The organism is Paraflavitalea soli (assembly GCF_003555545.1).
GTDB classification, from domain to species: domain Bacteria; phylum Bacteroidota; class Bacteroidia; order Chitinophagales; family Chitinophagaceae; genus Paraflavitalea; species Paraflavitalea soli.
On sequence record NZ_CP032157.1, the window covers coordinates 2775405 to 2799663 of the forward strand.

The 24259-nt window shown below is 47.1% G+C and carries 23 protein-coding genes; 9 read left to right on the forward strand and 14 right to left on the reverse strand.

Translation table 11 applies throughout. From position 1 onward, the window contains the following. Positions 1 to 346: 346 nt before the first annotated feature. The 4 genes from D3H65_RS10260 to D3H65_RS10275 form a co-directional block, all read right to left on the reverse strand. Positions 347 to 1339, reverse strand: coding sequence for an MvdC/MvdD family ATP grasp protein (locus D3H65_RS10260; protein WP_119050223.1), 993 nt, complete (start codon positions 1337 to 1339; stop codon positions 347 to 349). Continuing rightward, positions 1332 to 2294 carry an MvdC/MvdD family ATP grasp protein gene (locus tag D3H65_RS10265; RefSeq protein ID WP_119050224.1) on the reverse strand — a complete coding sequence of 321 codons (963 nt, stop codon included), beginning with the start codon at positions 2292 to 2294 and terminating at the stop codon, positions 1332 to 1334. The genes D3H65_RS10260 and D3H65_RS10265 overlap by 8 nt, the downstream gene beginning before the upstream one ends. A gap of 79 nt (positions 2295 to 2373) precedes the next feature. After that, entirely contained in the window at positions 2374 to 2547 is a 174-nt protein-coding gene (locus tag D3H65_RS10270; protein ID WP_119050225.1) for a microviridin/marinostatin family tricyclic proteinase inhibitor, read from the reverse strand. Between the two features lie 59 nt (positions 2548 to 2606). Then, complete coding sequence (locus D3H65_RS10275) at positions 2607 to 2792, reverse strand: microviridin/marinostatin family tricyclic proteinase inhibitor (protein ID WP_119050226.1); 186 nt, start codon at positions 2790 to 2792, stop codon at positions 2607 to 2609. Positions 2793 to 3192: 400 nt separating this feature from the next. On the opposite strand from D3H65_RS10275, the gene D3H65_RS10280 reads away from it, so the two are divergent. The 4 genes from D3H65_RS10280 to D3H65_RS10295 all read left to right on the forward strand — a co-directional run bounded on the left by D3H65_RS10280 (position 3193) and on the right by D3H65_RS10295 (position 8018). Then, positions 3193 to 4038, forward strand: a complete 846-nt coding sequence (locus tag D3H65_RS10280) for an aldo/keto reductase (RefSeq protein WP_119050227.1) — start codon at positions 3193 to 3195, stop codon at positions 4036 to 4038. A 275-nt stretch (positions 4039 to 4313) separates the two neighbouring features. Beyond that, positions 4314 to 5279: a lipid A deacylase LpxR family protein gene (locus tag D3H65_RS10285; protein WP_162915538.1), complete on the forward strand. Its 966-nt coding sequence runs from the start codon at positions 4314 to 4316 to the stop codon at positions 5277 to 5279. A gap of 138 nt (positions 5280 to 5417) precedes the next feature. Further along, positions 5418 to 6665, forward strand: a complete 1248-nt coding sequence (locus D3H65_RS10290) for a cation:proton antiporter (protein ID WP_119050229.1) — start codon at positions 5418 to 5420, stop codon at positions 6663 to 6665. 39 nt (positions 6666 to 6704) lie between these two features. Next, the gene (locus D3H65_RS10295; protein WP_119050230.1) at positions 6705 to 8018 is read left to right on the forward strand and encodes a sulfatase family protein; all 1314 of its coding nucleotides are present in this window, start codon (positions 6705 to 6707) and stop codon (positions 8016 to 8018) included. A gap of 1 nt (position 8019) precedes the next feature. Here the strand turns inward: D3H65_RS10295 and D3H65_RS10300 are convergent, their stop codons facing one another. From D3H65_RS10300 to D3H65_RS10320, 5 genes are all read right to left on the reverse strand, one after another. Beyond that, positions 8020 to 8379 carry a SnoaL-like domain-containing protein gene (locus D3H65_RS10300; RefSeq protein WP_119050231.1) on the reverse strand — a complete coding sequence of 120 codons (360 nt, stop codon included), beginning with the start codon at positions 8377 to 8379 and terminating at the stop codon, positions 8020 to 8022. A gap of 114 nt (positions 8380 to 8493) precedes the next feature. Next, entirely contained in the window at positions 8494 to 9498 is a 1005-nt protein-coding gene (locus D3H65_RS10305) for a bile acid:sodium symporter family protein (RefSeq protein WP_119050232.1), read from the reverse strand. A gap of 55 nt (positions 9499 to 9553) precedes the next feature. After that, positions 9554 to 9976 (reverse strand): DUF2141 domain-containing protein, encoded by a 423-nt coding sequence (locus tag D3H65_RS10310; RefSeq protein WP_119050233.1) that lies wholly within the window; start codon positions 9974 to 9976, stop codon positions 9554 to 9556. Between the two features lie 11 nt (positions 9977 to 9987). Beyond that, the gene (locus D3H65_RS10315; RefSeq protein ID WP_211345659.1) at positions 9988 to 10395 is read right to left on the reverse strand and encodes a DoxX family protein; all 408 of its coding nucleotides are present in this window, start codon (positions 10393 to 10395) and stop codon (positions 9988 to 9990) included. Between the two features lie 135 nt (positions 10396 to 10530). Then, a complete protein-coding gene (locus D3H65_RS10320; protein ID WP_119050234.1) occupies positions 10531 to 11112 on the reverse strand; it encodes a Crp/Fnr family transcriptional regulator in 582 nt (193 codons plus the stop codon). Positions 11113 to 11224: 112 nt separating this feature from the next. On the opposite strand from D3H65_RS10320, the gene D3H65_RS10325 reads away from it, so the two are divergent. Further along, positions 11225 to 12169, forward strand: coding sequence for an AraC family transcriptional regulator (locus tag D3H65_RS10325; RefSeq protein ID WP_119050235.1), 945 nt, complete (start codon positions 11225 to 11227; stop codon positions 12167 to 12169). A gap of 31 nt (positions 12170 to 12200) precedes the next feature. On the opposite strand, the gene D3H65_RS10330 is transcribed toward D3H65_RS10325, so the two are convergent. After that, entirely contained in the window at positions 12201 to 12926 is a 726-nt protein-coding gene (locus D3H65_RS10330; protein ID WP_119050236.1) for an alpha/beta hydrolase, read from the reverse strand. 350 nt (positions 12927 to 13276) lie between these two features. Here D3H65_RS10330 and D3H65_RS10335 point away from each other — a divergent pair, with 350 nt between their 5' ends. Both D3H65_RS10335 and D3H65_RS10340 read left to right on the forward strand, forming a co-directional pair. Continuing rightward, positions 13277 to 13618, forward strand: coding sequence for a ubiquitin-like domain-containing protein (locus D3H65_RS10335; RefSeq protein WP_119050237.1), 342 nt, complete (start codon positions 13277 to 13279; stop codon positions 13616 to 13618). 240 nt (positions 13619 to 13858) lie between these two features. Beyond that, positions 13859 to 16237, forward strand: coding sequence for an ABC transporter permease (locus tag D3H65_RS10340; protein WP_119050238.1), 2379 nt, complete (start codon positions 13859 to 13861; stop codon positions 16235 to 16237). Positions 16238 to 16315: 78 nt separating this feature from the next. Here the strand turns inward: D3H65_RS10340 and D3H65_RS10345 are convergent, their stop codons facing one another. Further along, a complete protein-coding gene (locus D3H65_RS10345) occupies positions 16316 to 16633 on the reverse strand; it encodes a hypothetical protein (RefSeq protein WP_119050239.1) in 318 nt (105 codons plus the stop codon). Between the two features lie 135 nt (positions 16634 to 16768). Between D3H65_RS10345 and D3H65_RS10350 the strand changes: the two genes are divergently transcribed. Continuing rightward, on the forward strand, positions 16769 to 17623 hold the full coding sequence (locus tag D3H65_RS10350) for an AraC family transcriptional regulator (protein ID WP_119050240.1): 855 nt from the start codon (positions 16769 to 16771) through the stop codon (positions 17621 to 17623). A 135-nt stretch (positions 17624 to 17758) separates the two neighbouring features. Beyond that, positions 17759 to 18292, forward strand: a complete 534-nt coding sequence (locus D3H65_RS10355; RefSeq protein ID WP_119050241.1) for a carboxymuconolactone decarboxylase family protein — start codon at positions 17759 to 17761, stop codon at positions 18290 to 18292. Here the strand turns inward: D3H65_RS10355 and D3H65_RS10360 are convergent. The 3 genes from D3H65_RS10360 to D3H65_RS10370 form a co-directional block, all read right to left on the reverse strand. Next, the gene (locus D3H65_RS10360; RefSeq protein ID WP_119050242.1) at positions 18282 to 18734 is read right to left on the reverse strand and encodes an RES family NAD+ phosphorylase; all 453 of its coding nucleotides are present in this window, start codon (positions 18732 to 18734) and stop codon (positions 18282 to 18284) included. The two genes, D3H65_RS10355 and D3H65_RS10360, sit on opposite strands and share 11 nt — an antisense overlap. Before the next feature lie 12 nt (positions 18735 to 18746). Further along, positions 18747 to 19361, reverse strand: coding sequence for a type II RES/Xre toxin-antitoxin system antitoxin (parS, locus tag D3H65_RS10365; protein ID WP_211345660.1), 615 nt, complete (start codon positions 19359 to 19361; stop codon positions 18747 to 18749). Positions 19362 to 19522: 161 nt separating this feature from the next. Beyond that, positions 19523 to 24073 (reverse strand): choice-of-anchor I family protein, encoded by a 4551-nt coding sequence (locus tag D3H65_RS10370; RefSeq protein WP_119050243.1) that lies wholly within the window; start codon positions 24071 to 24073, stop codon positions 19523 to 19525. Between the last annotated feature and the right edge of the window lie 186 nt (positions 24074 to 24259).

Genomic DNA, 24259 nt, shown 5'->3' on the forward strand with positions numbered 1-24259 from the left:
ACCCATGGCTTGATATTCGCCCCCTGGGCCAGGGATTAGTGACAAAAATTGACCACAAAACACCCATAAATAAATAATAATCAATTAATCATAATACATTCTTATCAAGGTTAATTGCACTGACTTTTACAGCCACGGAATCATATACCGGCTAACTATGCTGATAATCTGCAGGTTATCTGTAGTCCATTTACTCTCCGATTTTCACCGACTTGCACTGGTCCCCTATACTCAGTGCAAGTCGTAGGCTATTGCAGTGCAATTACTATGGGGCGATCAGGCAGTGTGGGAGCCTACGGGGTTGGGATCAGCATGGACCCCAGGACCATTCCAGGCCTGGCAGTTTTTACCGGCGCGGTGCCGTCCCCATCAGCACCGCTGATATCTGCCGCGAAATAGCATGATCGCACAAGCGGTCCAGCCAGAAGTATTCGCCCGCAGCGTTTATTTCGAGAAAGTAATACCTATCATCCGGGGTCAGGATCAGGTCAATGGCGCCGTAATTCAAACCATAATCATCCATGAACGACAATATTTTTTTATGGATATCCTCCGGCAAAGTATAGGGCTTCCAGTCATTTATCATATTCACTCCTTCTTTTCGCCAGTCTACCTGTGCATTAGCTACCTGCTGGGAATCGATACTGAAAGCAAAGACTTCCCTGCCCACGACCGTCACCCGCAACTCCAGTTGTTTGGCGATCTCCTGCTGAAATACCATGGGGCAATAACGCAGGGTATCCAGTTCCTGCAGGTGCTCGTCAGTTACAGCATTGGTAAATACCACCTGCTCTTCCGCACCCTGGTAAATGGCAAAGGAACTTTGCATTTTACTCACTACCCTGCCGCCCTGCCGCTCAACGAAGGCACGCACCTGCGCCGGATCATTGCTGATACAGGTATCGGGAATGAGCAGTCCGTGGCGTACAGCCATTTTCAATTGTTCCTCCTTACTGTCCAACCGGCGGTAAACGCTGTACCTGCCCAGGTGAAAACAATGCAATCCTTCCAGCATGCCGATCAGCGTGCGCTTTACTTCTTCGATGGCAGCAGGCAGGTATTCTGCTCCAATGGCCTCTTGCAGGCCCTTGCCCAGGTTATGACTTCTCCGGTACCATACGCCTGTTACATCATCCAGGTCATGGATGGCAGTGCCCGTATCCAGTGTGATGCGCCAGCGATTATCAACGAAAGCGGTAGTGAGGCCCGTCGTCATCGGATAACCGTCTACGTTCAGCCGGATGGCTTCCCCACCCGACTGCCGGATATAATCAATAACAGTTTGCGTGCTGGTGTTATCCAAACTATGTGTAACGATCAGTATTTTTTGTTTAGCCATTTTGTATATGTGTTATCAATTTTTCGGCAATAGTTTCAGCAATGGGATAATGCAGGTATTTTTGCAGCATGCCCCATTCTCCCTGGGGATTGACCTCCAGGAATACGTAATCGCCATTGGTATGCCTGATCATATCAATAGCGCCAAAAACAAGTCCCAGGTTCTTCATCAGTTTACTTATCTTTTGCTGCACTGGCGCCGGCAATATATAGGGCTGCCATTGTCCCGGGTTGCCACTCAGCGTACGCCAGTCTGTTGGTACAGCCTCCTGAGCATGGACAATCTGGCCCGTAAAGCATTCACCATCCACATAGGCAATCCGCAGTTCATAAGCTTTGGGAATATATTCCTGGAATATCATGGGGCAATAAGCCAGCAGGTGTACCTGCTCCAGATCAGCCTCCGTTAATCTGGTGGTAGGAAAGAAAGCGCCATCGCCCTTCATACTTTTAGAGAGGGCATTGTGCAGCTTCATCACTACCTGGTTATTACAGCGCTTAAAAAAGTCGCGGATAGCAGCCGGATCGTTGGTAAATATGCTGGCAGGAATAGTGAGCCCTACTGCATACGCTACCCGCAGCTGCTGCAGCTTGTCATTGCATACAGCATGATCGGCCTGCAGGGGGTTCATCCACGGCACGCGCTGCAGGGCATTGAAAAAGAGATCACGGAAGGTGAGGTATTCCCGGGTAAAGACAGGCCGGTAAGCCGGATCGAGGTCCTCCGGCATTTTCAGGTCCCACAACTTGCGGTACCACACGGCATTGATCTGTGTATCGGTGATGTACTGGCCCTTGCCCGACAAGCAATATTGCTGCACGGTATAGTTGATGACATACCCGGTTGCAAATTCATCAACATTCAACCGGAAAGAAGGAACACCCATTTTATCCAGGTGTTGCTGTACAAGATCGATAGTATAATAGTCGTTGGAATGGGTTATGCATAAGACCATGGCAATAGTAAAAACAAGCAATAGCCGGTTGACTATTGCTTGCTTGATTAGAATGAATTAATCGGGTAATAAGAAAAGCCTATACTTCATCTCCATCGGAAGGATACTTCAGCGTATGCTCCATATCCAACCAGGGCTTTGTAATGATAGACTCGAGGTCTATATAGTTTTCGCCGGAGGTTTCCTGTGTGCGTTTTTGCCCTTCGAGGAACTGGGCAAAGAAAGGTTGTTTTCCTGCTTCCTGCTGTTGCATAAGAATAGCATTTAAAATGATAAGGTAGTTTTTGCTTTTACGATGATAATGGCCGGCCGTTATTTTGTTGGCAGGTCATCGTCCCCGTCGGAGGGATACTTCATGGTATGGTCAAAATCAAAGATGGGAATAGACACACCAGGCCAGGCTTGCTCATGCGTTTCGGCTGAGCGCTGCTGTTGAGTCTTTTGAGACTCCAGGAACCGGGCAAAGAAAGGCTGCCCTGTTTGCTCGTTTTGTTTCATAACGATAAAAATTTAAGGTTAACAAAATGATACCTCACTAAATGTAACGAAAAACGACAAGCGCCCAAAAAACTCATATCCACATTGCTTTAAGTTTTCCTCTTCATGACAACCATGTACTGAAAGCCCTACACAGAAATACTTAACCAAGCGTTAACTCACGGAAAGGCATATATTGTTTACCCTTACCGGGCAACCCGTCGTTGATTGTCCTTAATCCATCCTTCATATACCCTGGCAGGCAAATCAGTCTTCCGCCCAATTACGTCACCCGTTCTATAGAGGCGCCCGGCATGGTTTGAATTTTGCAAGAAATGCTTTGCATTATGCAATGCACTGTTTGAACATTCACTGTTTCAGCCTGTTATTTTTATCTACACACATTTAAAATGTAAGAAAGATGAGCACAAAGACTATTACAACAACCTGGAACCTGGGCGGTGATCTTACCATCAACCGTTTAGGATATGGCGCCATGCAATTGGCGGGCAAAGGCGTTTTTGGCGAAGCCAAAGACCGCGAAGGAGCAAAAAAGGTATTACAAGCTGCTGTAGCAGGCGGCGTCAACTTTATTGATACGGCCGAAGCGTATGGGCCTAAGCTCAACGAATCGCTGATAGCCGACGCATTACATCCTTACCCCAAAGGGCTGGTTATTGCTACCAAGGGTGGCTTCGACAGGCCGGGTCCCGATCAATGGATACCCAACGGTCATCCCAACCATATCCGTGAAAACATTGAAGGCAGTTTAAAGAGACTGAAGGTAGATACCATCGACCTGTGGCAATTGCACCGCATTGACAGCAAAGTGCCCGTAGAAGAGACCCTGGCGCCGGTAGCGGCCGCCGTAAAGGCAGGCAAGATCCGCCATGTGGGACTATCCGAGGTCAACATTGAACAGATTGAAAGGGCCGAAAAGGTAGTACCCATCGTATCGGTTCAAAACCTGTACAACCTGGGCAATCGTCAATGGGAAAGTGTACTGGACTATACCGTAAAACGTAATATAGCCTTCATTCCCTGGTTCCCCCTCGCCTCTGGTCCGGATACCCTGGCCGATAAGATCAAGGGCATTGCAGCCGCCCACAATGCCACTGTAGCGCAAATAGCGCTGGCTTGGCTGCTGAAACGGGCTGATAATATCCTGCTGATCCCGGGCACCAGTTCCCTAAGCCACTTACAGGAAAACCTGGAAGCAGGTGACATCATATTGACCGATAAAGAGTTTGAAGCTTTGTCCAAATAAGTTAGAAAGGTGCATTAAGTCTAAGGCTGTTCCCACCGGGACAGCCTTTCTTTTTACCCGAAGGATGCTATGCTTGTGTAAATTATTGGGTTAGAGGAGGCCGCACAAAAATAAAACTACGAACTTCACCGCCAGGTCAAAACAAAATCAGTTCGTAAACCGTTGTAACGGAACACCTTTGGTACGAAATCGCCGAAATGTTTGGTTTTTAAAGCATCCTATTTAGTCATAGCATGAAGGGAAGTTACTGGTGTTTAATGGTCGGCCTTGCAGTTTTGCCGTTTTCAGCGATTGTTGCCCAGCAACAACCGGGCAACCGGTATATGTTCCGGGTATATGAGGACAATGATGCTATGAACCTGTACGAACTGGGCAGCGACAAAGGGTATACCAATGGCACCCGGCTCGACTTTTTCTGGCAGCAGCAAAAAAGGTCTTTTCTCAACAAGCTGCTGCCCCAGGCAGGCTCCAACAGCATCAATACCCATGGCTGGGGCCTGATGCAGGTGATCATCACTCCCGATAATATCCTGCGGCGCAGACCCGATCCTGCGGACTATCCCTATTCAGCAGCCATGTTTGTCACCCGCAGCCTGCACTCCTCCAATCCCGTTAAGAAGTTATCCTTTCAATCAGAAATAGTACTGGGTGTGATGGGACCGCCGGCGCTGGGCGAAGAAACACAAAAGCTGATCCACCGCATTATACAGGCCCAGGCTCCCCGGGGATGGGATTACCAGAAGCCTACGGACCTGCTCCTCAATTATCATTTTACAGTCAACAAACAACTGGCCCAACTCGATCATTGGGCTGAGTTGATCGGCAGCGGACAGGTATTTGCCGGTACCATGGTCAACGGTGCGGCGGTATATACCACGCTCAGGCTGGGCAAAATGAATCCGTATTTTGATGGCCTCATACAACAGTTTAGTTCCGATAAGACAAATACAAACCGCTGGCAGTTCTATTTTATCGTGCAACCGGCAGCAGAATTGGTCCTTACCAATGCCTTGCTGGAAGGAGGCGTATTCAACCACAACGAAAAGTTGCCCGTCTCCACTACCGGAGAGACCGGCGTACCTGATCTGAAGAGACGCAGGGTGATCACCCGCATCGACTGGGGCGCTGTATTGTCGCATGGCAACGTGGCTGTTTCTTTCACGCAAAAGAGTTCCTCCGCTCTATACAAAGGATTTACCCGTCAGGAAGTGGGTAATATTTCCCTGCATGTAGCCTGGTAACAGACACGATCCAGCAAACCTTGAAACCTTAACACCGTCTTTCCAACTCCACAACGATTCTAATATCATTCTAAGATGCCCTGCCGGCAGGCCGGTGTATCTTTGCTCCTTTTATTTTGTACCGTTTTAACGCATGCTATGGAGCTTTACTATTCGTTTTCGGTTTTGATCGTGCTGGCCTCATTCTTTTCTTATATCAACCTGCGGGTATTGAAATTGCCGTCAACCATTGGCGTCATGATCATTGCCATGCTTACCTCCATCCTGCTGGTAATTAGTGGTCACCTGTTTCCCAAATTCTTTACCCACTTCTCCACCCTGCTGATGGATGTTGATTTTACTGAGGTGCTGATGGGCGCCATGCTCAACTTCCTGCTCTTTGCGGGCGCTATCCATATTAACCTGAAAGACCTGCGCGAACAGAAATGGCCCATTGTTGTATTCTCTACCGTAAGTGTATTGATCTCCACCTTTGTTATTGGCGGTATCCTGTACTATATTTTTAATGTATTGCACATAGACCTTCCTTTTATATACTGCTTGTTGTTTGGTGCGCTGATCTCTCCTACCGATCCCATTGCTGTGATGGGCATTCTGAAGAAAGCCAACGTAAGGAAATCACTGGAAACCAAGGTTGCCGGAGAATCCCTGTTCAATGATGGCGTGGCCGTGGTGGTCTTTTCTGTGATCCTTCAACTGGCACAGGGTTCTGATATCGACATGTCGCTGGGCAATATCAGCTGGCTGCTGGTGAAAGAGGCCCTGGGAGGATTTGTATTGGGGGCATTACTGGGGTTGGGTGCTTCCAATGCCATCCGGAAGATCGACGATTACAATGTGACTGTACTGATCACGTTATCGGTAGTAATGGGTGGATACCTGATCGCGCATACCCTGCACATGTCAGGACCGCTTACCATGGTGGCGGCTGGTATAGTCATTGGTAATTATGGCAAAAGAACAGCCATGTCAGCCACCACCAAAGATTACCTCAACAAGTTCTGGGAACTGATCGACGAGATCATGAATGCCATCCTCTTCCTGTTCATCGGGTTTGAACTCTTACTCATCCGCGATCTCAACAACTACTGGCTCATGGGTGGCATTGCCATCCTGGTGGTATTGCTGGCCAGGTTCATTTCCATCTGGATACCTGTACGGCTGATCCCATTCCGCAACAAGTTTAGCAGCGGCACCATCAAAATACTCGTATGGGGCGGCTTGCGGGGCGGTGTTTCTATCGCACTGGCCCTGTCGATCGACAATGGTCCTTATAAACAGGCCATTATTGCCATCACCTATTTTGTAGTGGTATTCTCCATTGTAGTGCAGGGACTTTCCATCGGGAAAGTAGCCAATAAGGTATTATCAAAAGAAGAAGTGTAAAGGATAGAGATAAAAGATGTTTTCCCTATAAATTGCAGCATGAAGTTAAGATCATTACTGGCTGCAGGTTTATTGTTATTACAAACAGCCCATGCACAGGATCGCCCCAATATCATCCTGGTGTTGACAGACGATATGGGGTATAGCGACCTCAGTTGTTTTGGAAGCCCCCTGATCAAGACACCTTTCCTCGACAAGATGGCTTCCCGTGGCATCAAGGGCACCAATTTCCTGGTGGCTTCCCCTACCTGCACTCCTTCCCGCGCTTCCCTGCTCACCGGGCGTTATGCCACCCGCATGAACCTGCCGGTACCCATTGGGCCGGGCGCTCCCAATGGCCTGCCCGATGAAGAAGTAACGATAGCCGAAATGCTGAAAAAGGTGGGTTATCGTACGGCCCTTATTGGTAAATGGCACCTGGGCGATACCAAGCCTTATTATCATCCCAATGCACAGGGCTTTGACCAGTTTTTCGGCACCCTTTACAGTCATGATTACAGGAGCCCTTATGTGAAGACAGATACCGTCATGAAAATATTCCGCAACCGGGTGCCTGCTATCATTAAACCAGCCGATACAACGCTTACCAACCTGTATGCACAGGAAGCTATTCACTTTATCAATGCACAAACAAAGCAACAGCCTTTCTTTTTGTACCTGGCGCAAAATATGCCCCATTTGCCACTGGCCGTGCCGGCCAAATGGAAAGGACATTCTGCCGGTGGGCTTTATGGAGATGTGGTAGAACAATTGGATGAGAGTCTGCAACGCATCTGGCAGGCGCTGGAAGCAAAAGGGATGGCTGATAACACGCTGTTTATTTTTACGAGTGACAATGGTCCCTGGATCGGTTTCCCCGACAGGATGTTGGGCGATGGATATACGAAACCCTGGGATGTGGGTACTACCGGCATTTTTAAAGGACAAAAAGCAAACACCTACGAGGGCGGCCACCGCGTACCATTTATCCTATACTGGAAAGGACATGTACCTGTAGGCGCCACGATCACTGATCCCATATCATCACTTGATATGTTGCCCAGTATTGCCCAATGGTTGAGGATACCCCTACCCACTGGCAGATCATTGGATGGGGAATCGGTGGTACCCTTGTTATCCGGCCAACAGGCCCACTTTACCCATCGGCCCATTTATTATATACACAACCAGGCACAGGCAGTACGTGACGGCCAATGGAAATTACGGGTAACTGGTACAGGCACTACTGCTGCCACTGAACTTTTTGATATGGTTACCGATCCCGGTGAGCATTATAACCTGGCGGCCAATTATCCGGATATAGTAGCGCGGCTGGAGAAACTGTTGCAGGCTTTTCCCGGCATGACACCCTGAGCTACATATAGAACTGTTCCTGTACAATTTTGCCATCTTTTACCTGGTATACGCATAGTTCTTTCATGTTCATGCGACCGCCTTCCTTCATGGTGACGTCCATATCAAGAATGCAGGCAAAAGAATTAGGAGCAACAATGGGGGCCGACATGGCAATGGAATGCATGGTTTGGACCATACTATCAAACTTCTTGCCCTTCTCAATAATAGCCGCCAGTCCTTTGGTTTCTTTATCAAAGGCTGGCGTGGCTTCGGGTTCTATACTCACGGCATTCTCTGCATACAATTCTTTTTGTGCTTTTGTCCAATCGCCTGAACGGCAGATGGATACCAGCTTGTCGGCAACTTCTTGTGTAGTCATAGCTCGTTTTTTGGGGAATAACGGCAAAAAGCGGGCCGGGGCATGACCTTATCTTGGGTCTATAATACATAATCTTGACGGGGCATCGAATAGATACCTGGATTTCTAATAAAACTAATGTAGGTGTTGCTGCCGCTTGGCCATGGCCTGGGCAATGACACTGACAGCGATTAGTTGGAGTGCGTGGTACAGCATAATGGGCAATAGCAGGATACCGGTAAGCGGGCTATTCATAAAGATCACTTTGGCCATCACCGTACCATGGATGATAGACTTTTTGGAGCCGCAAAAAGTGGCCGTCACCCTGTCCTCCCGGTTGAAATGCAGTAACCGGGCAATATAACCAATGATAAAATATACCGCAAAGAATAAGACCATCATACCAGCGCCCAGCAACAGCAGTTCTCCCACACCCAGGTTGCTGAACATATGCTTGTCAAATGATTCACTGAAAGCAGTATACACGATGGCCAGGATCGTGAGCTGATCAAAATATTTCAATTGCTTATTATATTTACCGGCTACCTTTCCGAGATTCGTTGGATTGAGCAGCAAACCCAATACGACCGGCAACAGTATCTGCAATACCAGCTTCAGCATAATATCTCCCATGTCGATGCTGTTGTGGTTGCCACCTGTTACCAGGCTCATCCAGATGGGCGTAATGAAGATCCCCAGCAAACTGGAAATACTGGCATTGAAGATAGCAGCCGGAATATTGCCATTGGCAATGGATACCATCACCACGGAAGAAGAGACCGTAGAAGGCAATGCCGCCAGGAAGAAAGTACCCAACCAAAGAATATGCAGATCGTCCCTGTCAAGCCAAAAGCGCAGGGCCAGCAAGAGCAAAGGGAAAATAATAAAAGTACTGGTCTGCACCAGGATATGCAGCCGCCAGTTACTAAGGCCGGCCACCAGTTTACTCCTGTTGAGCTTCAGCCCATAAAAAAAGAAGATGAAGGATATACCAATATTGGCAATAGATGAAATGGAAAAGGGCCCATCAGCAACACCCGGACCCGGAAATTGCGAGGCCAGTACGATCACACCAATAAGGGAGAGTATAAACCAGTCTAATCCAAATCTTGCCAATAGCTGGAATACCTTATTTTCCATAGCCTGCAAGATACGATGCCAGGGTGTATGCGTTGTGATCTTAAAAACTCCTCATCTATTTTAATTTAATGACAACACCCTCCTTGCCTGATACTACCTCAAAGACAGCCTCTTCATATCTGGGCGCCCGCATAGCAGGAGAAGGATTATTGGAAAACCCATATCGCTCTTTGGGTATACCCAGGAAATTCTTGTCGATGATGCCATTCCCATTCTCATCCAAATAAACGGCCACAGCATATTTACCAGGCGGGATGGCCTCGAAAGGCACATGTACTTCGTTTTGGCCGCTCACTTTAATTGATTTCATAAAAGCAGCCTTTTGCTTACTGGCAAAAGCAGTCGCACTATTGTACCAGGCAATATAAATCTGACCGCTTTTCCCTTCCAGGTTTTGGACGGTGACTTTAGGCCCGGTATCCTGGGAATAACCTGCAAGCTGGGTCAACAAACCAATCAATATTATTGTACATTTCATAGAGGGGTATTTTATTTTTTGATCAGGAGGTCCTCCGCCATATTGCTTACTGAAAAGTAATAAAGCCAGCCAATAAAGATGAGTTGCAAGGGTACTCTTATCCACAGATAGCTAAGCCCAGGCCCGTCAAAAGTCCCTTTTTCATAATTGACCTTAAGAGCGGCCGCATAAATATTAGCAGGCAATAGCAATACCAGTAAGATGATCAAGGCAATGCCGGCATAAGTCCTCACGGAAGGAAAAAGCAATGCAATGCCCAGTATGATCTCAACGATGCCTGTCAGGTAAATGAGTTCCCTTTTTAAAGGAATAAAGGACGGTATCATCATTGTCATCCCCTTGGTAAACAGAAAGTGCCCCAGGGCTGTGAACAAAGCATGAACGCCATTGCCAGGTTGCCGCCAAACGGCCAGTTCCAATGGCCGGTGATAAGTCTCGAAATACCGGTGCTTAGTACAAACACGGCCAATAATAAATAAAACGGTTTCATTGTTGAATTGCGATTATTAGAAGGCAAAGGTCAACATTACAGGGGTGCACAAAAATGATGTATGTTAGCTTCTCACATGCAATTTCCGGATCCGGCTCAGGCTTTCCGGCTGAATACCCAGATAGGAAGAGAGGTGTTTAACCGATATTTGCTGGATCAATTGGGGATTTTTCTCCATCAGTTGCACATACCTTTCTTCGGCGGTATAGGAAAGAAAATCCATTTCTTTCCGTAATCTTCTTACATATTGGGATTCTGCCATCAACCGGCCGATCTTCTCGCCACTATGGTATTCCTTGTAAAATTGGGTCAAGGTCTGGTGGGAAATCTCTACCACTTCTGCCTCTTCCAGCCATTCAATAAAGACAGAACTGGGTTCCCGGGTAATGAATGAATAATAGGCGGTCACAAAATCGCCCTTGAACTGGAAATCCACGGTAAATTCTTTTCCGTCCTTTAAGAAGTAATTGCGCGTAGATCCCTTATTGATGAAATAGATGGCATTTTCAACCTGCCCTTCCCTGATGAGATAATCTCCCTTCTTAAAGGTCTTAACCTGTAGTTTACCGGCAAACGCGGTCCACTCCACTTCGCTCAGTACATGCAACTGACCTATCGCCTGCCTGATGGCCTGAAAATCATCCATGGTAAAATATTAAATACCTGACAAGGTAAGAACTTCCGGGCAAGATCATAGATGTCCGTTGAAACAAGTGGTTATCGGAAATACACTAATTTTAAAGCCAGGTATTATAGCCATGAAGACAGACAACAAAGTATTGCTCGACGATTATACGTCCCGCATCAACCGGGTGACGGATTATATGGACGCCAACATTGAAAAACCGTTAACGCTGGAAGAACTGGCCACGGTTTCGCATTTTTCCAAATTCCACTTCTCCCGCATATTTTGGGGTTATACCGGAGAAACGCCTTTTGAATACCTTACCCGGTTACGCATGGAAAAGGCCGCTTCCCTATTGAAGATATACATACATGAGCCTATAATACAAATAGCCCTGAAATGCGGCTATACGGATAAATCAGTTTTCTCCCGCAACTTCAGATCGCACTTTAAAGTTGCTCCTTCCCTATACCGGAAATCCAAACAACACAATAGCAATAATAGTCAACTGCACAGCAACAGCAGTCAACCTGTTGACGCCACCTCCCAATACTTTTGTGATGAAACACAAACATTAAAAAGGAGGCCAATTATGGAACTTATTCACCAGGTGGAAGTAAAACAGCTGCCAGCCGTTACGCTGGCTTATCTCAGACACACAGGTCCTTTTCAGGGAGATGGGGCACTATTTGAAAGGTTATTCAATAAGATCTTTGCATGGGCAGGGGCACGTGGGTTATTAAAAGGCCCCGACATTACCTCTTATGCCATTTATCATGACGACATCAGTGTAACAGATCCACAAAAGGTAAGGTTGAGCATTTGCGTACCGGTATCGCCCGATACCAAGGTAGACGGCGAAATAGGCAAAATGGAGCTCAATGGCGGAAAACATGCGATTGCCAGTTTCACATTAACCCCTCCGGAATTTCCGGAAGCCTGGCGCTGGTTCTTCGGCACCTGGTTTCCTACCAGCGGATACCAACCCGACGACAGTTATTGCTTTGAAATGTATTATGGAGCGCCTAAAAATGGAGAACTCACCGTGGATATTTGCGTACCGGTAAAACCATTGTAAAACTTTAATCTGTAAAATGCTGAAGCAGCGCCTACTGCTTCAGCATTTTATCTATCAACAGGGAATAATCCTTTTTCATCGACGGGGAAATAGCATGTTTTACACCGGGATAAGTAGATAGTTTTAATGTAAGTGTAGTCCCCAGTTTTTTTACTGCTTCCCGCGTATAATCAACAGCAATGATCGGATCTGCTTCTCCCTGGTATACATAAATGGGCACCTTATTGACCGGTCGCTGTAATACCTCATCAAAGGACTGCCGGTGAATAAATGCTGCAAAAGGGAAAGCAGCCTTGCACAATGCCGGATAGTAAATGGCCAGCAACCATGCAAGGTCACCACCTTGTGATATACCACTTACTACAGCGCGGGCATTATAATCCGTTTCTATCGCCTTTACAAAAACAGCTATACTATCCAGGGTTTTCCTGGATAGTTTCACTTGTGTAGCACTGTCTTCCTTGTAGTAATTTACCGGGAAGTAAGAATTACCTGCTCTTTTGGCATAATTACCCCTGGGAATAATGACCCTTACCGGCGTTTTCAGGCTGTCATAATCTGCGATGGTTTCTTCCGGCTTTCCACCGGAATAATGAAAAGCTATCAGCAATGGATATGCCTCATTGGCTGCCACTTTTCCCTTTACGATCTCCAGGTAGTGAAAGCCGGCCAGGAAGCGATATACCGGTTTGGCTGTTTGCGCCATGGTAGTATTGGCCATCATTAGCAGTATAGAGCAATAGAATAATTTAGACATATGGTTATTTTAAAGCAGGTACCGAATGTAGTAAAGAATATTCTTTTCCCGGCAGCCGCAACCTGTTTTCTGTACTCCCGGAATGCCACATAGGTTTGTCCGGTGCACAACATGTACGTCGCAAACTGTCATCTGTAATACTTTGCCAGCTTTTTGGACAGCGCAATTAATTATTCACATGCAATCCGGCAGCACCTTGTACACAGGAAACACAATCATATATCGCTGAATCTGTTTTAAAGCGCATTATTTTACATATGTACATGTAAGTTACTAATAATCGCTGTTACAACACAGTTACTGATTTTCATTTTCTGTTTTTACCTACATTCATACTAAATATCTTTTCCATGAAAAAATTACTTCCATTGATCATTTCCTGCCTGTTGCTGGCAACAGGTTTTGCGACACCCACTTCTGCTTTGGCGCCTGCTGTACCACAGCCTGTATTGAGCGGTGAGCCGGAACCGCATCCCAACAACATTTATGTGAAGCTGAAAGTAAACGGGCAGACCAGGATCATTTGGGTGCTGGCATTTCCCGACGATACGGTGGGAGATGTTAAAAGCAGCGTAGAAGGCATTGTAGGCTTCTCCATCAATTATTTGTCTTACAAAGGACAGGTATTGGATGAGGAGGCTACCCTGGCTTTTTATGGCATTGGAAGCAATGTAACGCTGAATGCTTATTAAGCAGCGGACCATGTAACCAGAAAACGCCGCCGGTTTACACCAGCGGCGTTTTTGTTTTCCGGCAGTAGCAAGTTCTTATCATGACAGGCTTACCTGAGGATACATAGCTGTACAGGGACGCACAGTATATGTAACAAAAACGAACAGACCGGCTCCCCCGCCCAACTCTAATCCACTGACATACAATATCCTGCAAAAATGGTATCCTTTTAGTTCGGTTTAGCCATCAAGCATCCTCTTATGATAAAAAACTTCCTTAAGATAGCCTGGCGCAACCTGGCGCGCAATAAATCGCTGTCCTTCATTAATATTTTCGGACTGGCTGCGGGCATTACGTTTGCCTTGCTGATCGGCCTATGGATACAATATGAAACCAGTTATGATGCTTTTCACAGCAACAAAGACCGCATAGCCCTGGTATTGAAAAACACGCTGTACAACAACCAAAAAAATACCCAGGAGCCTACTCCCCTGCCCCTGTATGATGAATTAAGGAACAACTACCCCGAGGTAAAACGGGCCACGCGCATTACCTGGGCTTTTCCCCACAGCCTCGTTACCGGTGACAAAAAGCTCAACCGCAAAGGCAGGTATGTAGATCCTGCCTTTCTTGATATGTTCTCCTTTCCCCTGATCGAAGGCAATACCACTACTGCCTTAAAGGATCCCAATTCGATCATTCTTTCCGCCTCCCTCGCCAAAGCGTTGTTTGGATCGGAAGATCCCATGGGCAAAACGATCAGGTTGAGTAATGCCAATGATGTGAAAGTAACAGGTGTTGTAACAGATGTACCCCATCAGTCAACCATCGATTTCGAGTTCCTATTGCCTTTCGAATACCTGATCGCACATGATGAGTGGATAAGGAATAACAGGGCCGACTGGAGTAATAACTTCCTGATGAATATGGTGGAGTTGAAAGAAGGGGTATCTATGGAGGCATTTTCAAAGAAGATCAGTACGCTCAATACACAAAAAGATGCGCGGTTAAAAAATCTATTCCTGTTCCTGCACCCGCTCTCCAAATGGCATTTGTACAATGATTATAAAAACTGGGTCAATACAGGGGGAAAAATAACTTATATCTGGTTATTTGGCATTATTGGCATTTTCGTATTACTCATTGCCTGTATCAATTTCATGAACCTGTCTACAGCCCGTTCTGAGAAAAGAGCCAGAGAGGTGGGCATCCGAAAAGTGATGGGTTCACACAAAGCGCATCTTATTTTCCAATTCCTCAGCGAAGCGGTATTGACCGCCTTCCTGGCTTTTGTACTTTCGATTATATTGATACAAATATTGCTGCCTTTCCTGAAAGACCTGGGCTTTGAAAATATCAGGTTTGATCTCAGCAATATCTACCTTCTGCTCATCGGATTGGGTGTTTGCCTTATTACAGGATTACTGGCTGGCAGTTATCCTGCTTTTTACCTGTCGTCCTTTATACCCGTGAAAGTATTGAAGGGCGCTTTTAAACAGGGACAGGGCCCTGCGCTTTTCCGGAAAGCATTGGTCGTATCTCAATTTACCATTTCGGCGGCATTGATCATGAGCACCATTATTGTGTTCCGGCAAATTGATCATGCCCGGAATCGTTCTATCGGCTACAATCCCAATAATATGATCAACATTACTGCCAGTCGTGACCTGGCAGTTAACTACGATGCCCTGAAACAGGAACTGCTGAACACCGGTTACTTTGCTTCTATCTCCAAAGCTTCCCAGCCACTTACCGCTATTTATAATCAATGGAGTGATTTCTCCTGGGAGGGCAAGGATCCGTCTGCAGACCTGGCGCTGGATGCGATTCTGGCTGATTGGGATTTTGAAAAAACAGCGGGTCTGCAATTCACACAGGGGCGCGCTTTCTCACGCGCCTTCCCTACAGATTCCAATGCCATCATCCTCAACGAAGCTGCACTACAGTTAATTGGCTACAAGGACCCTATTGGCAAAACCATGAAATCGGGCGACCAGGTGAAAACCATCATCGGCGTAGTGAAGAACATTGTATTGACAGATCCATTCAAAGCGGTAGGTCCCCTCGCCATTATTTTCAACCGCAGTAAAACAGATGCTGTCAATAACATCTTTCTCCGGCTTCAGCCAACAGCCGACCTGAACAAAACGCTGACCACTATCAAACCCATTTTTGATAAATACAACCCTTCGCTACCATTTGAGTATAACTTTGCAGACGAAGAGTTTGGTAAGAAATTCAAGGTAGAAAACCAAGTAGGTAAACTAGCCTCCATTTTCGCCGGGCTCACCATATTCATATCCTGCCTGGGATTATTTGGGCTGGCCATGTTTATGGCCGAACGCAGGATCAGGGAAATTGGCATCCGCAAGGTATTGGGGGCTTCCGTAGTGAACCTCTGGTTCCTTTTATCCAGGGAGTTCATGGTACTGGTGCTGATTGCCTGTGTGATCGCTTCGCCGCTGGCCTTCTGGCTGATGCATGACTGGCTCAACCAATATGATTACCGGGTCAATATCAGCCTTTGGATATTTTTGGCGGTAGGCATCCTGGCTTTAGCGATCGCCCTGTTCACAGTCAGTGCGCAGGCTATCAAAGCAGCTTTGGCCAATCCCGTCAAGAGCTTAAAAACAGAATAATTTAGCTCCATATAATAGGAAAGCGCTGCACAGGCTCGACTTGTACAGCGCTTCTTCCTGTAACGTCAATAACATTTGTCAAATAGTGATATCAAGATTTCGCTGTATCCATCCGGTTGCAAAACCAGTAATGATCAGGGCAATCAGTAACAATATTATTATAAAGCCTGCGCCTATTCCTCTTGACCGGGTACGGACCGGCGCATAGTTAGGAACCGTTTGTAACTCACTGGAATTAGGTTTCCTTGCTTTAATGAGCAGTCCCGTATGCCGGGAAGTGAACATATCAGCTTCTGATTGGTTGTATACTACCTGCTCCGCAACAAAAAGATCTTCACTGCCCGAGGGCTGATACGCCTGTATCACCACGGGAAACTCTTGTGGCTGGATTGTCATAGTTAAGAATTAAATGAACAATGGTTTTCTGTAAAGGCCACAAATCCATTGCCACCAGCCCGCCTCAAAAACAGGTGAACAAAGCCCCATTTTGGAACATTCTTTCCTCAAAATCCCTACCTATCTTTGCCTTCCATGAAATTTTTCTACAAACACGCCCCCTCCGGCGGGGAACTATTACTGACCGACAAGGAAGCACAATTTGACCGTTTCTTCTTTACGCGCGACCGGCAGCACAAATACCTGACCATTGCCTGGAACCAGGGAGCTGACCAGGAGATCGTGATAGACGAGGTTTCCTATACCTTTCCTGCACACAGTATCCTCCCGCTGGTGATCAGCCAGTCATTCCGGTTTGAAAGACCGGAGCATATTGTCGCCTGGCAGTTCAACCGCGACTTCTATTGCATAATGGACAATGATAAAGAGGTGAGTTGTGTGGGGTTTATCTTCCTGGGCAGCACGGAGAATATGTTTATCCGGCTTGATGAAAAAGAACTGCACAAATTCTCTTTGCTATTGGAAGTATTTAAAGACGAGTTGCAGGACCAGGACGATGTGCAGGGCAGTATGCTGCGCACCTTGCTGGTAAGGCTGATCATCAAAGTAACCCGGTTGGCCAGGAAACAGTACCTTCATCCTTCCATGCTGGAAGAAAATAAAATAGATATTGTCCGTCAATTCAACCTGCTTGTCGAAAACCATTATAAGAAGGAACACCAGGTACAGTTCTATGCCCAGGCACTGAATAAATCACCTAAAACCCTGTCCAACTTATTCGCCCTATATAACCATCAATCTCCTTCACAGGTAATACAGGAAAGGGTTGTGCAGGAGGCCAAAAGGCTGTTTCATTATACTGATAAATCGGCCAAAGAAATTGCGGCTGAGCTGGGTTTTGAGGATGCCGCCCACTTTAACCGGTTCTTCAAAAATCAAACGGGCATTCCACCCGGGGAGTTTAAAAGATCCTTTCAGATAAAGGCTTAAAAGCCTACGTTCTCCTATAAATCCCTGGTCCGGGAAAAATCGTCAACTCTTCGGGAAAAGCATCCATTTTTACAGGACGTAAACGGTTGCATTTTTACATCGTCAACAACGACAGTAAAAATAAAAACAATAAAAATGAACCAGTTTACAGTTCCCACCAGAGAAGAAGTATCACCCGCCAACCAGGTATTATTCGACAACCTGAAAAAGGCTATAGGAAAAACACCCAACTTGTATGCTACCATGGCTTATTCACAAAATGCCCTGGGCACCTACCTCACCTTACAAAATGCCAAAACCTCACTGAGAGCCAAAGAAAAAGAGGTGGTCAATCTGGTGGTGAGCCAGATCAATGATTGTGAATATTGCCTGGCTGCCCATACAGCCATTGGCAAATCAAATGGTTTTACAGATAACCAGCTATTGGAGATCCGGACAGGCGCTGCATCATTCGATCCTAAATTGAATGCGCTGGCAGCCCTTACCAAAAGCTTTGTTCAACAACAAGGCAAGCCTGATCCTGTTGTAGTAAACAACTTCTTTGAAGCAGGTTATACGAAGGAGAGTCTCGTGGATACCATCGTATTGATTGGTGATAAGATCATAACCAACTATCTCCACGGCGTTACAAAAGTGCCGGTAGATTTTCCGGCCGCTCCTATTGTTTAATACGAACATCGTAAATAAAATCCTGTACTGCCACGATATCGAAGTTGGTGCTTCCGGCAAAAACAGGGTTGAGTATATAGTTAAATTCATCGGGAATGATAGTGGAAGGCACCCTGATGACCGAGGCATCATTTTTCAACAGGCGGGTACCAAAATCTTTGGTGGAGGAAGGTGCCGGCGCCGATCTCCAGTCTCCTGGCAGGTTGGCTGTTATAATGCGTAAAATTTCATAATCGGGTATCTCATACGTAGTGATACTAAGCGCCCGGGGCACATCATCGATATTGATATTGACCGTATACTCCAGCACAGCCAGGGCACGGCTTTCAGAAGTATAAATACAGGGAGTAAGTTTATGATTCCAGCGCCCTCCGTGCAACTTGGCGCCTTCACCTGTCAGGTCTCTGGCAAACTTAGTTTTTGCGATCCGGTAAACGATCATAAGATATTGGGTCTATGAATAAACGCCGTAATCAATTCTTCCAATGATATCCCGCACCTCTTCCCTGCCAAACTGGCTATCCATTAGATCATAAGGTGCCTGGCCCCCCAATGCTTTATTGGGGCGGAACATCCATTGATTGAAGCGGGCTTCATCTTCAAAAACCTCATATCCGTAAGAATAAAGACTGGCAAGATCAAGAATACGCTCGCTGAGAGGTGCATTGAATTTTTCTGTACCCTTTTTATTGATAAGGGTGGCTCTTGTAACAGCCAATGCCAAAGCAAGCTTATCGTAATCGAGGGTAGTTTTTTCTTTCAGGCTCTCAAGATCTTTTTTGCTGATGCCATCGCGAACTATACCCACTTTTTCAAGAGGTGTCATTTGGCTTTCGGGCTTATTAGCAGCATCGGAAAGAATGACAGGACCGCTATGCATAGGTATGTATTTACTATTATTATCGATAAGCATTTTCCCTCCCACTTTATTACCATAAGATACCGCCTCTTCTTTCAATTCATATTGGGGAGGAGCCTCTGTAGAATAAGGCTTCGCCTTGATCTTTCTGGAGCTTTTTTGGGGAGAAGCCTTCGGGCCCTGCCTGGTAGATTTAGTACCTTTAGCCATAGTTCAATAATTTACTAGTTTCAATATAAATTTACACCACTCCTGCGTATCTACAAAATATTTTTATAATATGTTATTCACATACCCAATATACTTAAAAGGGCCACCTCAAGTACACTTGAGGCGACCCCTTCTTTATGCAGATGAATTTTAGTCCTTCCTTAGAGCCTGATGAGCTTGACCTGCTGCTTGTTCTTTCCCTGCACGGCTTCCAGTATATAGTATCCTTTCGCATAGTTGCCACCGAGGTGGATCCTGCTGCCGATAGTAAGATTGTTCCTCACTTCTACCAGTCTTCCTACCTGGTCATATACACGGATAATCACTTTTTCCAACGGTGCCCCATCCTTCAGGTACACGGTGAATTCGTAATCACTTGGCATGGGTGTTATCACTACATTCAGTACTCCTGTTGTATTGGCACTTTCATCGGTCAGTTTGCTTGCGCGTCCATCGGCACCTTGCGTAATAGTAATGAGTTGCTCATCTACCCGGCCATCGCAATTGTCATCGCGACCATTCTTCACTTCTGCAGCACCCGGATATACAGTTGCATCAAAATCATTGCAATCTCCACCCAATATTACATAACCTGCTAATGGTATCGCAGACAACCTTGAACCAGCTTCCCGTCCATAACCATCTTTGTCTACATCCTGGTAATACCTTACCATGGGCAAGCCCTCATCTGCCTGGCCATTACAGTTGTCATCACGACCATTGGCCAGTTCAGGAGCACCGGGATAAATAGTAGCATCAAAGTCGGCACAATCGCCATTCAACAGCACATAACCTGCCAACGGAATGGCAGAGAGCTTAGCATTCTCATTGCGTCCAAAACCATCTTTATCCACGTCGAGGTAGTACCACTTCATGGGCAAGCCTTCATCAACCTGTCCGTTACAATTGTCATCACGACCATTGGCCAGTTCAGGAGCACCAGGATAAATAGTAGCATCAAAGTCAGCACAATCACCATTCACCAGTACATAACCCGCCAATGGAATAGCTGACAATTTAGAATCCTCATTCCGTCCAAAGCCATCCTTATCTACATCGAGGTAATACCGTTGCGTTGGTAAACCTTCGTCTACCTGACCATTACAGTTGTCATCACGACCATTGGCCAGTTCAGGAGCACCCGGATAAATAGTAGCATCGAAGTCGGCACAATCACCGCCCAGCAATACCCAGCCAGAAATTGGTTTATCAGACAACCTGGAGCCTTCGGGACGGCCATAACCGTCCTTGTCAACATCCTGGTAATACCGGCTTATCACCGCAGTATTGTTCAAACGGTATATGCTGATGGTACCGCTGATCTCATTGGCCACGAGGATATAATGTTTACCATCGGGGCTGGCGGTATTGGAGATATGAATGATTCCTTCAGGACCATTGTCACCTCCGTAAGTAGCGACGCTGCGTGGGTTTTTATAATCTACGAATTTCACATCAGCGGGATTGGTGATATCGTATACCATTACCCCGCCCTGCCTTTCGAGGCTTACAAAAGCATATTGTTTGCCTTCGATCGCTGCAAGCACCAACCCTTCAGGTTCAGGTCCTTTGGAAGTACTGCGGCTCTTGCGGGAATTGCTCTCATGATCGGTATTGAAAATGGGTTCACTCGCCGGCGTTTTAGCCAGGTATTGTTCAAAGTCGTCCTTGCTATCGAAAGCCACTGATTTGGTGGTAGTATTCCAGATGGCGAAGGAACGGCCACCGATGAGGTGTATTTCATCGAAGTCACCGTCTCCATCAGTATCACCCGAAGAAGTGTTGACCCTTAAACGCCCCAGGTTGTTGTCATCTTTGAGTTCTTTGGCATTGGGGAAGGCCACAGGGTCCAGCTTATAAGTGGCTGCATTCACCCTTATCCTTTCGTTGAAGGCGCTGTATTCACGATCATCCCCTTCATTGGCGCCTACAATATAGGTAGTACCATTGACAGTATAGTTGGCAATACCATCGGGCATATACAACCCTTTCACGGGCCAGTTGGCAATGTGAATGTCGGTACCCCTGTCAGAAGCATCGAAACCATTGCCGGGCAGGCTATGGTCTTTTTTGCCGAGCGGCCATATATCAGTGATCTTTTTAGCTGCGATGTCCACCACAGCAAAAGCATTGGCTTCCTGCAGGATAACCCAGGCTTTTTTGGAGTCGGGTGTGATGGTGATATACTCCGGTTCAAAATTCTGGGACAGTGTAGTGGCAGGATTTCCCCTGCGTACACCAGCAGCCAGGAGGGCGGCTGTCTGCGCATTGAAAGCGGTAAAGTCCAGCGTGGTCACCTGGTTTTGTGTAAGTGCTCCTATGCCACCGGAGATATCGATGATGCTGATGGAACCTTCGGGATCCATTGTATAGGTATCATTGGGTTCTCCTTCATTGGCCACCATCACAGTTTTACCATCGGGTGTAAAGGTCACCATATCAGGCAGGGCGCCTACGGTCACCTGTTTTTGGAATAAACCATCAGTATTGAAGAAGACAACAGAACCGTTCTGTTGTTTAACAACGTTGGGTGCTGCGGCCACTACGAGGCCATTGCGCACTGCCACGCTGGTGATACCACCATAGGGCGTCATGTCCACAGAAGTAATGGGCTTGATCGCAGCAGGATCGGAGAAGTCAGCAATGTCGAGCCTGTTCTGCAGGGCGCTGATAACAAAGAGCCTTTTGGAAGCTGAATCATAGGCTACGATCTCAGTGCTGGCATTGCTGCTTCCGGAAGGATCATAGCTGCCCAGGTAGGACAACTCTATTTGCTTCGTAGGAACAGGCGCTTTACGGTCATTGTCCCTGATATATACGGTCATGAACTGATTGCCGGTGATGGAAAGACCTGTAGGATTTTCCAGGCTCAGGATGAAATACTCGTCCTGCTCATTGGCGGCATCGTCATTGATCGGTATGGTGATGGTTTGCGCAGCATTGCTGTCGGCAGTGAAGTGCAGGGTCTGTGTACTCAGCGTAAAGTCGCTTGCGCCTGCCGTGCTGAAAGGAGCACCTTTTACTACCAGGTCTACTGAAGCGGTAGCAGGATTGGCCAGTTTTATTTGTACAGTAGCAGTACCTGCTGCTTCAGATACAGAGAGCACGGCGCTGTTGAATGTGATAGTGGTGTTGCTGCCACCAGGATTGCCGGGCGTGTTCCAGTTGGGCCATGCCTGTGCAGGCGTGCCGGAGGCCGTGCCTGACCAGTTGGCCGGGTTGGCGATCAAGGCCTTCACCGCAGCGGCCGTACCGGTAAGCGTACCTGTGTAATAAGCGTTCACCGTATTACCGGCGGTATTTCCGGGCGCTGTGCTTAAGTTAATAGCATTGGCGCCATCTGTAAGACCAGCAGGCAGCATGGAGAAACTTCCGCTGCAACTGGTATTGCTGGCTAACCAGGCATTAGAGCTCAGGGCTGTAATAAATTGGGGTGCTGCAGGCGTGCCAGTATATACGATCACCTGATCGCCATTGGCGCTGAGGCCAAATGTGCTGCCGGTAACGGTACCGATATTAGCCGTACCGGCATCGTTATTAATGGTAACCACCGTGCGGGCTGCTACCCCACCGGCTGGTGCTGTCCACACAATACCGCCTGCGCATTGGGCAGGCATATTGGTGGTGTATTTGGCATCAGTAAAGTTGATCCTGGTACCAGGCAGGATGTTTACCAGGGTTACAAAAGCAATACGGTCATCATTAGGTACTGCGTTCATCTGGTAACCTACAAAGAGCAGGTCACCGGGGCTGAAGATGGTTTGTGTGACAATGGTGGTGAAGCTGACTGATTGAACAGCGGATACGGCATTGTTGCTCAGGTCTTCTACTACACCTGCTTTGAGCGCCACATAATATTGCTGGTTATTGGCCAAGGCTGCCGCCGGTGTAAGGGTGATGGTGTTGGCAGCGAAGCTGGCAGTAAACGGCACATCGGCGCCGGATTCATTATTGAGTTTGAATACCACCAGTTGGGCCGCATTGGCGCTGGTGATGGAACTGTTATCAATGTTGCGCACGTCTTCATTGAAGGTGATGGCAGGCGCAGCAGTCACCGGCAGGTCGATAGCGCCATTGGCCGGGGTAAAGTTAACGGAAGGTGGCAATACATCGGCTCCGGCGGGTGAACCTTCAAGGGTCACATTGTCGAAGCGGTTATTACCTACTTCGCCTCCACTGCCCAACAGGAAGGTAACCCGCACTTTGAAGTGGGGGTTATTATCAGCTGCGGGGATGGCGCTAAAGTCAAAAGTTTGTAAGGTTGGATCACCATTGTTGGGCGCAACAGTGGTGAATAAGGTATAGTTGGTGCCGTCTACAGTATAGGCTATTTCCTGTGTGCCTGCGCCGGAACCCGAGCGGCGGGTGGCGTATTTGAGCACTACATCCTGGAAACCAGTAGTAGGCAATGAAAAAATAAGGGTGGCGCCAATGGGATTGTTGATGCGCAGGTGGTTGCCAGACGCATCGCCATTGCGGGCATTGAGGTTCTGTACGTTGAAGTTCTGCCCGGTACCGTTCTGGTAATCATTGGCACTGGAGCCGCCAGCGATGTAGGCCAGACTGGCCCCGCCTGCTGTATAAGCAGGTGCCACGTGATTGGCCTCGGTATCAAAGGCATTGAAGTTCCAGTAGTGAACGAGTGACTGGGCGCTTACGCGACCAATGACACCCAGGAGAAAGCAAGTAATAATAAGTAATGATCTTCTCATACTTTGCCGGGTTTTGTTAGCGTGATTGTTTGAGTTTTAAAAAGTGGGATGCTCTTTGTGGGTAAGAGGAAGCGGGGGCAAACATAGGTCAGTTTTATAACCGGGGACCAGCGGGGGGAATAATTAAACTAAAGTTAATATACGGTTAATATGACCAGCAAACGGACCAGGCACAAAAGCGAAGAG

Coding starts and splice junctions, on each gene's coding strand:
- D3H65_RS10355 (WP_119050241.1), top strand. CDS start 17,759: ATGAACCAGTTTACAGTTCCCACCAGAGAAGAAGTATCACCCGCCAAC.
- D3H65_RS10280 (WP_119050227.1), top strand. CDS start 3,193: ATGAGCACAAAGACTATTACAACAACCTGGAACCTGGGCGGTGATCTT.
- D3H65_RS10270 (WP_119050225.1), bottom strand. CDS start 2,547: ATGCAACAGCAGGAAGCAGGAAAACAACCTTTCTTTGCCCAGTTCCTC.
- D3H65_RS10300 (WP_119050231.1), bottom strand. CDS start 8,379: ATGACTACACAAGAAGTTGCCGACAAGCTGGTATCCATCTGCCGTTCA.
- D3H65_RS10360 (WP_119050242.1), bottom strand. CDS start 18,734: ATGATCGTTTACCGGATCGCAAAAACTAAGTTTGCCAGAGACCTGACA.
- D3H65_RS10310 (WP_119050233.1), bottom strand. CDS start 9,976: ATGAAATGTACAATAATATTGATTGGTTTGTTGACCCAGCTTGCAGGT.
- D3H65_RS10295 (WP_119050230.1), top strand. CDS start 6,705: ATGAAGTTAAGATCATTACTGGCTGCAGGTTTATTGTTATTACAAACA.
- D3H65_RS10335 (WP_119050237.1), top strand. CDS start 13,277: ATGAAAAAATTACTTCCATTGATCATTTCCTGCCTGTTGCTGGCAACA.
- parS (WP_211345660.1), bottom strand. CDS start 19,361: ATGGCTAAAGGTACTAAATCTACCAGGCAGGGCCCGAAGGCTTCTCCC.
- D3H65_RS10325 (WP_119050235.1), top strand. CDS start 11,225: ATGAAGACAGACAACAAAGTATTGCTCGACGATTATACGTCCCGCATC.
- D3H65_RS10330 (WP_119050236.1), bottom strand. CDS start 12,926: ATGTCTAAATTATTCTATTGCTCTATACTGCTAATGATGGCCAATACT.
- D3H65_RS10340 (WP_119050238.1), top strand. CDS start 13,859: ATGATAAAAAACTTCCTTAAGATAGCCTGGCGCAACCTGGCGCGCAAT.
- D3H65_RS10260 (WP_119050223.1), bottom strand. CDS start 1,339: ATGGCTAAACAAAAAATACTGATCGTTACACATAGTTTGGATAACACC.
- D3H65_RS10350 (WP_119050240.1), top strand. CDS start 16,769: ATGAAATTTTTCTACAAACACGCCCCCTCCGGCGGGGAACTATTACTG.
- D3H65_RS10320 (WP_119050234.1), bottom strand. CDS start 11,112: ATGGATGATTTTCAGGCCATCAGGCAGGCGATAGGTCAGTTGCATGTA.
- D3H65_RS10265 (WP_119050224.1), bottom strand. CDS start 2,294: ATGGTCTTATGCATAACCCATTCCAACGACTATTATACTATCGATCTT.
- D3H65_RS10370 (WP_119050243.1), bottom strand. CDS start 24,073: ATGAGAAGATCATTACTTATTATTACTTGCTTTCTCCTGGGTGTCATT.
- D3H65_RS10305 (WP_119050232.1), bottom strand. CDS start 9,498: ATGGAAAATAAGGTATTCCAGCTATTGGCAAGATTTGGATTAGACTGG.
- D3H65_RS10275 (WP_119050226.1), bottom strand. CDS start 2,792: ATGAAACAAAACGAGCAAACAGGGCAGCCTTTCTTTGCCCGGTTCCTG.
- D3H65_RS10345 (WP_119050239.1), bottom strand. CDS start 16,633: ATGACAATCCAGCCACAAGAGTTTCCCGTGGTGATACAGGCGTATCAG.
- D3H65_RS10290 (WP_119050229.1), top strand. CDS start 5,418: ATGGAGCTTTACTATTCGTTTTCGGTTTTGATCGTGCTGGCCTCATTC.